Source organism: Segatella copri, from assembly GCF_026015465.1.
Lineage (GTDB): Bacteria > Bacteroidota > Bacteroidia > Bacteroidales > Bacteroidaceae > Prevotella > Prevotella copri_E.
Genome location: NZ_JAPDUQ010000005.1, coordinates 162,247 through 173,882 on the forward strand (window position 1 = coordinate 162,247; position 11,636 = coordinate 173,882).

Below are 11,636 nucleotides of genomic sequence, written 5' to 3' on the forward strand. Positions count from 1 at the left end.
TAAAAAGGGGTGCGTCACAGACTTATGACACACCCTCAAAGTTAGATGAGTCATTTTTTTGTTTTCTTTTCTCTTTGAGACAAAGCACTAGCTGCAATACTTTTAGTTCTTGAGCTAGAACGGCCATCTCTTAAGGCTGCTGATGCTTTTGAGGCAACAGCTTTTGAAGTTACTTTTTTAGCCATAATAATCTTTTTAACCAACAGGTTTCTGTTGATGTTGTTACTCTGTGAACACTTAGCCAGTTCACCTTGGCTTTTTGCTAAAGATTGCTTGGTACAGGAACTAAATCCCAACATACGTAAAATTCGTCTGTACGGGTGTTGCAAGATCTACATATTGGTGTAATGTAGTAATGCTTGTCTGTAGAATTGACTTTCATTACATGTCCTCCTACCAAATCAGAATCGGAACAGCCTCTAACTCCGCAGATAGAAACGGTTTTGCCAGTTTGTTTCTCCCAGTAGTCTAGCCAAGAATCATAACCAGAAGGGACAGAAAATCTACTTGTGCCATTGACATTCTTTACTTTAGTCATTTTCTTTGAATTTAAAATTAATAATTCTATTATTGGATAGTTCCACTTGTTTTCAAAAGTGTTTCTCGAATTAATGAAAACAAGAAAGTTTATTCGCATAGTGCATTTGCAAGTAATGTGCCATTTAGATTTAATATTTGAAAAACTGACAATGTGCATATTTCGTGTTGTCTTTCTTTCTGCCAATATGTCTTGAGACATTCTAGGGAAGTGTTAGTATGGTGAAACAGGTATAGATGTATCTTAAGGGGATGATGAAGCATATGCTAAGGCGATAGATATCTTGTTGGGGGATAAGGAGCTTAGCAGGCGTTATGCAGAGAATGGCATGAAGCGAGTGAGAGACCTCTTCACTATCCCGAAGATGATAGGTGAAATGGAAAAATGTTATGAGGAGCAAGATGTTGAATGCCATCTATCTCCACGCTCGTGAATGGTAGATGATGCGCTATGCCTAGCGCATCAAGCATCTGGGCTGTCTTTATCTCGCACCCTTCCTTGATATATATGTTATATTCTTGCTGTTTCATGGGTGCAAAGGTAATGAGAATATTCTAAAACACTCCAATATCGTTGCATTTTTGCATTTTTTAGGTATAAAAAGGTGAAATTATTATGTTTTTTGATGAAATGGTAGTATCTTTGCAAACTAAAAAATGGTTATAGGCTTCTGGTCTATTATATTTAACAATCATGGATGAGGAATTTTACATAGCTGAGAGTCTAAAGGTAGACAAGGAAGGTATCCTTTTTCTTGCTGATTTATGGGAAAAGATCGAAAGCTTTTCGGGTGGTAAGGTCTTGCTCCATTTTGATGAAGTAAAGGATATTGATGCGAATTTGTCTGCTGCTTTAGGAGCTATATTAGATTCTGCAACTAAAAAGGGAACTTCTATGTTCTTAAATGCTCCGAGAGAAAAAACTGTGAAAAGAGCTTTAGCGCGCATAGGGTTTCTTGGTGCTTTTTCTGTACAAACTAATGTGAAGGAAAGAGAGAACTTTATTATGTATAAATGTTTTTCGGTATTGGAATCTTCTGAATTTAAGGAATATATTCACACTGGATTGATTCAGAAACAACGTTTTCCACAGTGTACCCAAAAAGCAGAAGAAAAAATAATAGAGAGTATCTATGAGGTTTTTGCTAATGCGGTAAGCCATGGTGGGTGTGAAAATGTATATAGCTGTGGTGAATGTCATGAGTTGGATAAGCGTCCAATGTTGGATATGACCATTACTAATTTGGGAAGGTCTATACAGGAGAATGTAAATAATTTCCTTTGCAAAAGAGGAAAAAGTCCTTTGTCTGCTGAGGATACTCTGAAATGGGCCTTTAAAGAGGGTAATACAACCAAAGACGTTCCTGGCGGATTGGGTCTTGCTATATTGAAAGATTTTATGGATTTGAATGAAGGTGAGATACAGATGGCTTCTGGGAATGCTTTGTTGGAATATAAAAAAGGATGTTTTGATACTGCTTTTTTAGAAAAGCCATTTCCAGGTACAATTGTAAACCTTAAGTTTAATTGTGCTGATCAAAAGGCTTACTCTCTAAAAAATGAAATAACTAATTCACAAGATTTATTGTAAGATTATGAATACGATTCGAATTGTAGATCACGTTACTTTTAATCAAGGAGTAACTTCAGAAGAGGGACAACCTATATATGAGTTGATTGTAAACTCTTTTAAAAAAGGTGAGAGTGTAGAGTTGGACTTTGCTAATGTGAAGTTCATGACTACAGCTTTTTTGAATGTGGTTATTGGAGCATTATATCGAGATTATACTAGCGAACAGTTGAAGACGATATTGCATTTGAAAAATTTTACACCAGAAACAGCTTCTCGTATAAAAAAAGTTACAGATAATGCAAAGGCATATTATGCAAATATTGTGGATTTTGATAAAAATGTAGAAGAAGTTCTGTATGAAAGCAAGTAAGATAAAATATGGACAGGTCGGAGAACAGGATAAATACTTCTTTGATACTAATGTATGGATGTTCCTTTTCGCTCCTTTGGCTAGTTCGAAATTTTATAAGCAGAAGACTTATAGTTCTTTATTAAAGGAAATTATGTCTCGTAACGCTACTATTTGGATAAATTCACTTGTTGTTGCAGAATACGTCAATGCTGTATTGAAATTGGAATTTAAACAATGGATGAAAAGAAATAAATTAACAAATGCTGATTTCAAACATGATTTTAGACCTACTAATGAATATTTACTAGCTTTGAGTGAAGTCAAAAATCAAGTCAGCGATATTTTAAGCATTGCCACAAGGCGTCCAGATGATTTCCATGTGGTAGATGTTGATAAGTTGATTTCTTCGATGGGTACTTCTGTGGATTATGGAGATTCGGTAATAATTGATGCTTGTAAAAGAGCAAATATAAAATTGGTAACAGATGATAGGGATATCATAGAAATGGATTTGCCTTTTGCTGTGTTTACAGCATAAAATGATTGTCTAGCTTTTGCTGCAATTGATAGTGTGATGAGTTTTATCACCCTGAGGCTGATGGTGGCATCTCTATTCTTGATGATAGCCTGGGTATTGATTGGCGTATTCCTACAGAGCATGCTAATCTGAGCGAGAAGGATACGAAGCATCAGATGCTGAAGGACTTTGATAGTCCTTTCGAATACTAAAAAGAGCTCACACGGATTTCACAGATCTCACGGATGGGACGGACGTTCGTAGCCCGCTGGCTCTTCTGCCACCAACTTTATCTTCCCGAAGATGGTGGAGAGGATGGAAGAGTACTATTCCTGTTTGGGCTACTCTTAATCATAACTCCTTTGTCATATCAATATTCATCGTTTGTGCTTCAAGTTGTGAACTCTACTGGTACTTCTTATGGGAAGCTGAGTAAATGTGTGGAGTATTTGATAAATGTGACCAAGATAGTGTAATGATACCAAGTATTTATAAAAAGAAAGAGACCGTTCAAAATCGAACGAACTCGAAATGATTTATGTGTTCTGCTGTGTGACAGAACACAAATTCGCTAGCGAAAAACGTGGGATGCCGAAGCTGCGATGAATTAAAGGGATTCTCAGCAAGCCGTTGAAGTTCCTCTTCCCCGTCTATTAGTGGGGCATCCTCTACGCTAAGACTCCATTCAAGATATAAATCAGATTGACCTCCCGCAGGAGTGCACTCTGAACATCGCTTATTTTAAGTCGCTACCCCCATAGTCCGAGAGGGCACCTTTTTCAGTGCCCTCCCTCAGGGGAGAGGGAGGAAACCGCCCTACTCGGTGCTCGGAACCGCTACGCTCTAAGGATGGCGGGGCATCAAAGCCCTCGCCAGGTTGTGCGGGATGGGACCGCCAGGGGATAGCAGTTTATAGTTTACAGTTAATAGTTTATAGTTTACGGTTGATTTTGCGGTAATTTGCTGATAACTTGCAGATTTCTTTCGATTTTCTTGGTGGTTTCGAGGAAAAAGTGTACTTTTGCGGTTAGATATTAATAAAAAGAATTATTATGGCACAGGTAGCAACAATGAATCAAGCTCAATTGCAAATCCTCGATATGCTGTCATTTATCAAGACTCCTGAGGCTTTGCGAGATTTGAATAAGGTAATCTCCGATTATTTTGTTCAGATGGCTGATGCTGAATTAGATAGGATGTGGAATGAAGGAACCCTGAATGAAGAACGTATCGAGAGTTTCCGGCATCTCCATGAACGTACTCCATACAATAAACCAATATTATAATCTTTAGGTTATGAATATTGTATTGGATACAAATAGTTTGATTATGTCAATCGCCCCTAGAAGTCCGTATCGTAAGGTGTGGAATGCTTTTCTTAGAGGCGATTATAACCTTTGTGTGTCCAATGAAATAATAGAGGAGTATTCAGAGGTTTTATCTCGTAATATATCCCCTCAAGTTTCTGAGGCCATAGTTTATGCTATATTGACTAGACCCAATATAATTCGCAAAGATCCTCATTATACTTTTGCTTTAATTGAGGCAGATAAAGATGACAATAAGTTTGTAGATTGTGCCATTGCTGCAAATGCAAAGTGTATTGTTACAGAAGACAAGCACTTTAAGGTCCTGGAAAATATTCCTTTTCCTAAAGTGGAGGTTATAGGTATAGAGGATTTTAAATGTTATTTGGATAAGTGGATATAGGTTTATGTACTGGTTTTGGTATATCACCATTACATGTAAGGTGCTAGATAAAAATCCTGAGCGTTGGCTTTGTTATGTGTTCCGCAGGATCAAGAAAACGGCAAAGGACAAATTGGTAGACTTACTAGCCCATAGATGGCAGCTGGCTACTGTTACTGCTTGGGCACAAAATCAAATGATTTTTTCTTAAAAGATAATAAAAAAGCATTCATTTTATGGCTTAACGTACCTAAAGTGACCGCTTACTGTGGAGTAAGTAATATTGTAATAAAATTATGGGAAGAGTAAAAGGTAAGTATTCTTTTACCTTTGCACCCGGAATCACGAAAGCTAAAGTTGGTTAATAGGTGTTAAGATGTACTAGTAAGTATCCTAGATATTCTCTATTCACCGATTCAGTCCTTCGCCTACCCAACATTCTTTCTTGATTCCATTAAATTCTAAAATGTTAATAATATGGATAAAGAACTGTATTTTGGCGTAGATGTCTCCAAGAAGACTCTCGACCTTGCTTATTATGATGGTGAAACCATCGATTGGAAGAATGCTCATATTAAGGTGAGCAATGATGATGCTGGGTTCAAAAAGATTGGCTCCTGGGTCGCAAAGGTAGGAAAAGACTTTGATACCTTTTTGTTCTGTCTGGAATATACCGGACTCTATAACCAAAACTTTAGATTATGGTTAGAATCCAAAGAATATATCTATAGTATGGTGGAACCTCGCAAAATGCATCGCTTTGAGCCAGACTTGGATGATGACCAGCGCTCTCTAGACCGTATCAAGACTGATGAACTGGATGCTTTCAGAATAGCAATCTATTGTGAGCAGAACCACAAGAAGATTCTTCGCAATCCCTCCAAGCTTCCCTCACCTGTCTATTTCAAGTTGAAGAGACTGCTGGCTGAGCGTAAGCAGAACACCAAGCAGTCTGTTCTTTACAAGCAACAGCTTCATGATATCTGCGCATACGACACAGACTTATCCGTTGAACGCAAGAAACTCCTGCTGAAGAACATGAAGGAAAACCAGAAAGCAATAGACAAGGAGATTGACAGCTACATGAATGAAGATGCAAGCATCAGCAAAAATTTCAATCTGCTGTCCTCCATTCCTGGCATTGGTCGCATCATAGCGTTGGAAACTATTGTATTGACGGAAAATTTCACTGCCATCAACAATCCTCGCAAATATGCCTGTTACATAGGAATAGCCCCTTTTAAAAAGGAATCTGGTACCTCAGTAAGAAAGAAAACAGGTGTTTCCAAGAAAGGCTTTTCTGAAGCCAAGGCAGACTTATCCATAGCTGTCCTTTCCGCCATAAGGAACAATCCTTCAATAAGAGACTATTGGATACGTAAGAGAAAGGAAAAATGCGGTGGCATCGTACTCAATGCCATCAAGTTCAAGCTAGTCCTTCGTATGTTTGCCGTGATAAAGCGTGGAACACCATATGTGGAGACAGATGCATACAAGAACTAAAATGCAGCAAAAGTGAACTATCGCACTTCTTAGAGCATAACTATTCCCCGATTAAGTCCTTTGTCTGCGTTTTTTTCACTACCTTTGCCGGAGCATCTGAAAAGGAAGGAACTCCGGACGGGGGTAGTGAACTATTTTGCCGTAGGCAAAGACCTTTCCCTGATATAGTCTCCCCTGCCTGAAATGCCAGGTCAAGTGCCGTTTAGGGATTTAGCTGTGCGCCAGCTTGTAAAAGATGTGGCTTACCCTGACATAGAGAGTTCCTTCCTGCAAAATGCGGTACAAAGGTATGAAAAATAAATCATTTATCGGCATCGACATCTCAAAAAATGTCATTGACGTATCAATTTTCTGTGAAGGAACCCCAATTAAGGACTTTCCTCACGATGTATTCAACAATTCCCGCAAGGGATTTGGCGAAATGTGCACATGGCTCAAGAAGAAACATGTGGTTCTCTCGAACTGTCTCTTTGGAATGGAGTTCACCGGCAGCTACTCCATGGAACTGGAGAAGTTTCTTAATGCCAGGAAGTATCAGTTCTGCATGCTCTCCACCCATGTGATAAAGCATTATCCCATGGGACCCAAGGACAAGAGCGACAAGATTGACTCTGCCAAGATTGCAGACTTTCTCTATCGCTATAATGGTACAGAATGTGTCAAGCCTTATAAAATGCCGGACAAGATCATGCAGAGACTCAAGGCACTGATGAATGAGCGTAAGTTCCTGGTAGAACAACGTACATGCTTCATGAACAGAAGACAGCTGTGCACCACAAAGGAAGACGCCCAGCTATATGATAGCTACATCAAGAAACTCAGCCATGACATTGAAAACATCGAGTTGGAAGAACAGAAGTTGCTGGCTACAGACGAAAGTCTCTTCACGACTTACTGGAATCTTCTGACAATACCAGGAATTGGTTTCGTCAATGCCATAAATGTCATTGTCATTACTCGAAACTTTACCGCTTTTGAAACAGCAAGGCAATATGCCAGTTATGTCGGCGTGGCACCGCACTTCCGCACTTCAGGCACCAGTGTGAGATGGCGTCCCCGACCTTCAGCACGCTGTGATGGTCAGGCGAAAGCGGATCTATCCATGGCGGCCACAGTTGCAGTACAATATGATGCAGAGTTACAATCATTCTATAACCGTAAATTAGGAGGTAAGCAAGATTCAGACACAAAACGCAAGGCATTGAATGCCGTTAAGTTCAAACTTGTTCTAAGAATGTTCGCCATAGGCAAACAGAACAGAAAATGGGAACCGTTAGATTCAAAGAGCAGCAATGAGAAACTTGCAATATCATAAGTCCGAAACAAGTGAACTATAGCAGTCTGTGCTACTGCCATTTAGAGTCTTGTAAAGACACAAACACGGATAACTAATTAGGAATCTAGCCATACGCTATTAAAAGAACGAGTTCCGTGTCGATTTGTAACAGAAAAATCATTTTTGACCATTTCTGTTACCGATATTTTAGTGCCTGCATGTTCCAAAATACCTCTTTTGTATTTATTAACACAAAAAGTTGCTCAAAAATTTGGCTATGTCTTAGGAATCGGTGAATGCCGTATTGTGTGCCTAGATAAAGTTTCGTACCTTTGCACCGTGATTTTAAATTATTCAAATTATGGTACAAGGCAAGAAACAATTAAACAGCAAGCCAAAGTTCGCCGAGGTTGTAATCGGTGACAATGAGGCGAGGGAGATGCGTGAGTCTGCAAATGCTCGCAACCGTCGCAATCCTTATTTAAAATTAAGCTATCCCAATGGTGTGACACTAATTCTCCCTGCTGACATCAGTATCGAACAGCTTCGAGCCTACATTAGTATAACTGTGTAGGCTTATGGCTAGAGTTTGTCAGTTGACGGATGCCCTGAAGTACTACTTGTGCATGGAGCCAGTCGATATGCGCAAGCAGTTTCAGGGACTCCAAGGAATCGTGAATGAGGAGTTCGGCCGTTACCTCACCCAAGATGAAGCCTTTATATTTATAGGTAAGACTCGCAAGACTGCTAAGGTCTTGCATCGTGAGAGCGATGGACTGACTCTTTATGTAAGAAAGTTGAGCGAGGGGCGTTTTCAAATGCCTCATTTTAATAATGATAATCGTACGACAACATTGACTCCGGATGAATTTACCCTTTTGATTCTGGGTGAAAAATGGTATGAAGAAACACCATCGGAGAACTAGTTTTTATTAACGTAAATAGCTGATATTTAGGCGTAAATATCAATCAAAACATTCGTTTTTCTCAATAATTTTTAGTACCTTTGTATGGTAAATAATAAGGTAAACGATATGTTTGAACAGCAACAAAATACAGGGAAAAGTGCGTCTTTGGCAGAGAAATATGCCAATGTGCGAGGTCAGGTTGCCACTGCTGTGGAAAGAGCAGATCTCGCAGAACACGCATTGGATGCCGAGCGTGCTTCTCGTCAACAGTTGATTGACGAAGAAGTGGCTCGACAGGTTGCTGCTGCAAAAGAACGTATCAGGCTAGAGGTGGAAGCAGAACTTGCAGAGCAAAAGAAAGCTTTGGAATCTCGTAAGCAGGAACTTGATTCCCGTGAGAAGGAGATAGTTAAGAAGGCAGACACCATAGTACAGAATATAGAGGAGCGTGCAAACAAGCGCATAGCTGAACTTCGAGCAAAAACAGAGAAAACAGCATTGACAAGATTGGCTGACATGTTTGAGACCTTCCTTCAAGCTTTTATAGCTGTGATGGACAAGGATTCGGCAAAAGGTCAGGAATTGCTTGCTAAGTATCGGCAGGCTGCCGAGGAAACGCAAACGCTTCTAAAGGAAGAAATTAAGGAAAAACTTGCAAAGGCAGAAGCCAAGAACAAGGCTAAGACAGATCAGGTAGCCTCGCTTGTGCGGATGTTGTTTACTCAAAAACGTGAGCGTATTGTCTTTACCCCAGAGCAACGTGAAAGTTTGTATGAGCGAGCAATGCAATCTTTGAATCTCACTCCAGAAACCAAGAAGGAGTTTGAGAGATGTCGTGACTATTGCCGTGATTACAGGCAAAAGCAGGAAACCCTTAAACTGTTGAAGAGCGATGGTCAGAAGAAAGGGCATGGTAGAAATAAACTTCCGGCCAGCTTGCCTCGCTTAGTGGAACAAGTGATTTGGCCTGATTGTTATGAAGGACATGAGGATGAATATGACGTGGTGGGCAAAGATGTACAGGAGTTTGTTCTGCCTGCTCCTGCACCATATGTTGTCCAACCAGTCGTTCGTCCGGTTGTGAGGAGAAAGGATGATCCGGATGGTCCGACAGAACAGGCGGATTGCTATGAAGGTCTCTTTTGGAAGAGTTATGCTACTCCAGAGTTGATTGCTAAGATAGAAACAGGAAAGTTTGTGCTACATCAGCCGTTCAATCGACAGATAAAGAAGATGAAACAGGATGGTCTTCCGATGGCTCCAGCCACTGTGGATGATTGGCATCAGGCAACATGTGAGATGCTGGAACCTTTGTATGAACTACAAAAGGAAAGGGTCTTTTCTAGCTCTTTGCTGGCTGGTGACGGAAGTCCTTTCCCGATTATCAATTGCGAAAAGCATAAGACGGTGGGGCATTACATGATTCAGTATCGCTCAGTGATAACAGGAATACCAATTTTCCTCGTCAACACCAAGAACAAGTGTGGTCGAGGTCAGGCTGATATCATGGACAATCTGAAGGATTGGACTGGCAATGTCTTTATGTGTGATGCTTACGCAGGATATGATTGGATGAAGAAGATAGAAGGTCTTATCCTATGTAGATGTGTGGCTCATGCTCGTCGAACGGCAGAACGGGCTTTGAAGGAAAATCCAACGTTGGCTCAGATAGCATTACTCTTCTACCAAGATGCCTATCTGGTAGAAGAGATAATAAAGAAGAAAGGATTGACAGGAGCAGAAAAGACTAAGTTTAGACAAGAGCAAGCTGGTCCTTTATGGGAAACTTTCAAACTCTGGGCGGCTAATGCGATTCTTGAAGTGCCAAGGGATAGTCTTATCTTCAAGGCGTTGAATTACTTGATTAGCAATTATGACGAATTGACCCATTACTTGGATATCCCGGAGATGCCGATAGACAACACGGATACAGAGAGGTTGATTCGTGATATGGTGATGGGCAAGAAGGCTTATTTGTTCTGCCGTGATTTGGATGCCTGCAAGAGAGCTGCAATGATGTACTCATTGTTTGGAGCTTGCAAGGTGTTGGGTAAAAATCCTGAGCGTTGGCTCTGTTATGTATTGACAAACATAAAGACAACGCCAAAGGACAAACTTTATACTCTTCTTCCTGAGTTTTGGGAAGATGAAGAACAATAAAAATGAAATTAAAATTTAGTCAAATCAAGGTATAGCCTCCACTGGTATTAGCTGGTGGAGGGCTAAACCTCATATGCTTATCGGTAATGTGAGGTAATACCGATTCCTAAGACATAGCCAAATTTTTGAGCAACTTTTTGTGTTAATAAATACAAAAGAGGTATTTTGGAACATGCAGGCACTAAAATATCGGTAACAGAAATGGTCAAAAATGATTTTTCTGTTACAAATCGACACGGAACTCGTTCTTTTAATAGCGTATGGCTAGATTCCTAATTAGTTATCCGTGTTTGTGTCTTTACAAGACTCTAAATGGCAGTAGCACAGACTGCTATAGTTCACTTGTTTCGGACTTATGATATTGCAAGTTTCTCATTGCTGCTCTTTGAATCTAACGGTTCCCATTTTCTGTTCTGTTTGCCTATGGCGAACATTCTTAGAACAAGTTTGAACTTAACGGCATTCAATGCCTTGCGTTTTGTGTCTGAATCTTGCTTACCTCCTAATTTACGGTTATAGAATGATTGTAACTCTGCATCATATTGTACTGCAACTGTGGCCGCCATGGATAGATCCGCTTTCGCCTGACCATCACAGCGTGCTGAAGGTCGGGGACGCCATCTCACACTGGTGCCTGAAGTGCGGAAGTGCGGTGCCACGCCGACATAACTGGCATATTGCCTTGCTGTTTCAAAAGCGGTAAAGTTTCGAGTAATGACAATGACATTTATGGCATTGACGAAACCAATTCCTGGTATTGTCAGAAGATTCCAGTAAGTCGTGAAGAGACTTTCGTCTGTAGCCAGCAACTTCTGTTCTTCCAACTCGATGTTTTCAATGTCATGGCTGAGTTTCTTGATGTAGCTATCATATAGCTGGGCGTCTTCCTTTGTGGTGCACAGCTGTCTTCTGTTCATGAAGCATGTACGTTGTTCTACCAGGAACTTACGCTCATTCATCAGTGCCTTGAGTCTCTGCATGATCTTGTCCGGCATTTTATAAGGCTTGACACATTCTGTACCATTATAGCGATAGAGAAAGTCTGCAATCTTGGCAGAGTCAATCTTGTCGCTCTTGTCCTTGGGTCCCATGGGATAATGCTTTATCACATGGGTGGAGAG

11 protein-coding genes and 1 pseudogene are annotated in these 11,636 nt (G+C 40.3%); 10 read left to right on the plus strand and 2 right to left on the minus strand.

Going from position 1 to position 11,636, the window contains the following annotated elements:
• Window positions 1–50: 50 nt before the first annotated feature.
• Entirely contained in the window at window positions 51–185 is a 135-nt protein-coding gene (locus ONT08_RS15455; protein WP_254954738.1) for a hypothetical protein, read from the minus strand.
• 1,046 nt (window positions 186–1,231) lie between these two features.
• Here ONT08_RS15455 and ONT08_RS15460 point away from each other — a divergent pair.
• The 10 genes and pseudogenes from ONT08_RS15460 (at window position 1,232) to tnpC (ending at window position 10,515) form a co-directional block, all read left to right on the plus strand.
• Entirely contained in the window at window positions 1,232–2,128 is an 897-nt protein-coding gene (locus ONT08_RS15460; protein ID WP_264960395.1) for a hypothetical protein, read from the plus strand.
• A 4-nt stretch (window positions 2,129–2,132) separates the two neighbouring features.
• A complete protein-coding gene (locus ONT08_RS15465) occupies window positions 2,133–2,480 on the plus strand; it encodes an STAS-like domain-containing protein (protein ID WP_233339443.1) in 348 nt (115 codons plus the stop codon).
• Window positions 2,467–3,000 (plus strand): PIN domain-containing protein, encoded by a 534-nt coding sequence (locus ONT08_RS15470; protein WP_233339444.1) that lies wholly within the window; start codon window positions 2,467–2,469, stop codon window positions 2,998–3,000. Before ONT08_RS15465 ends, ONT08_RS15470 begins: the two co-directional genes overlap by 14 nt.
• A gap of 32 nt (window positions 3,001–3,032) precedes the next feature.
• Window positions 3,033–3,191, plus strand: a pseudogene (locus tag ONT08_RS15475) (dTDP-4-dehydrorhamnose 3,5-epimerase family protein); the annotation flags it as partial.
• 840 nt (window positions 3,192–4,031) lie between these two features.
• The gene (locus ONT08_RS15480; RefSeq protein WP_006848704.1) at window positions 4,032–4,265 is read left to right on the plus strand and encodes a hypothetical protein; all 234 of its coding nucleotides are present in this window, start codon (window positions 4,032–4,034) and stop codon (window positions 4,263–4,265) included.
• 10 nt (window positions 4,266–4,275) lie between these two features.
• Window positions 4,276–4,689 carry a putative toxin-antitoxin system toxin component, PIN family gene (locus tag ONT08_RS15485; protein ID WP_264960396.1) on the plus strand — a complete coding sequence of 138 codons (414 nt, stop codon included), beginning with the start codon at window positions 4,276–4,278 and terminating at the stop codon, window positions 4,687–4,689.
• 456 nt (window positions 4,690–5,145) lie between these two features.
• Window positions 5,146–6,171 (plus strand): IS110 family transposase, encoded by a 1,026-nt coding sequence (locus tag ONT08_RS15490; RefSeq protein WP_264960315.1) that lies wholly within the window; start codon window positions 5,146–5,148, stop codon window positions 6,169–6,171.
• Window positions 6,172–6,460: 289 nt separating this feature from the next.
• Window positions 6,461–7,486 carry an IS110 family transposase gene (locus tag ONT08_RS15495; protein WP_264960397.1) on the plus strand — a complete coding sequence of 342 codons (1,026 nt, stop codon included), beginning with the start codon at window positions 6,461–6,463 and terminating at the stop codon, window positions 7,484–7,486.
• A 539-nt stretch (window positions 7,487–8,025) separates the two neighbouring features.
• On the plus strand, window positions 8,026–8,373 hold the full coding sequence (gene tnpB / locus ONT08_RS15500) for an IS66 family insertion sequence element accessory protein TnpB (protein WP_264960398.1): 348 nt from the start codon (window positions 8,026–8,028) through the stop codon (window positions 8,371–8,373).
• Window positions 8,374–8,457: 84 nt separating this feature from the next.
• Window positions 8,458–10,515 (plus strand): IS66 family transposase, encoded by a 2,058-nt coding sequence (gene tnpC, locus ONT08_RS15505; RefSeq protein ID WP_254993056.1) that lies wholly within the window; start codon window positions 8,458–8,460, stop codon window positions 10,513–10,515.
• A gap of 353 nt (window positions 10,516–10,868) precedes the next feature.
• On the opposite strand, the gene ONT08_RS15510 is transcribed toward tnpC, so the two are convergent.
• Window positions 10,869–11,636: transposase (locus tag ONT08_RS15510; RefSeq protein WP_264960399.1), on the minus strand; the 768-nt coding region annotated here is incomplete at its 5' end.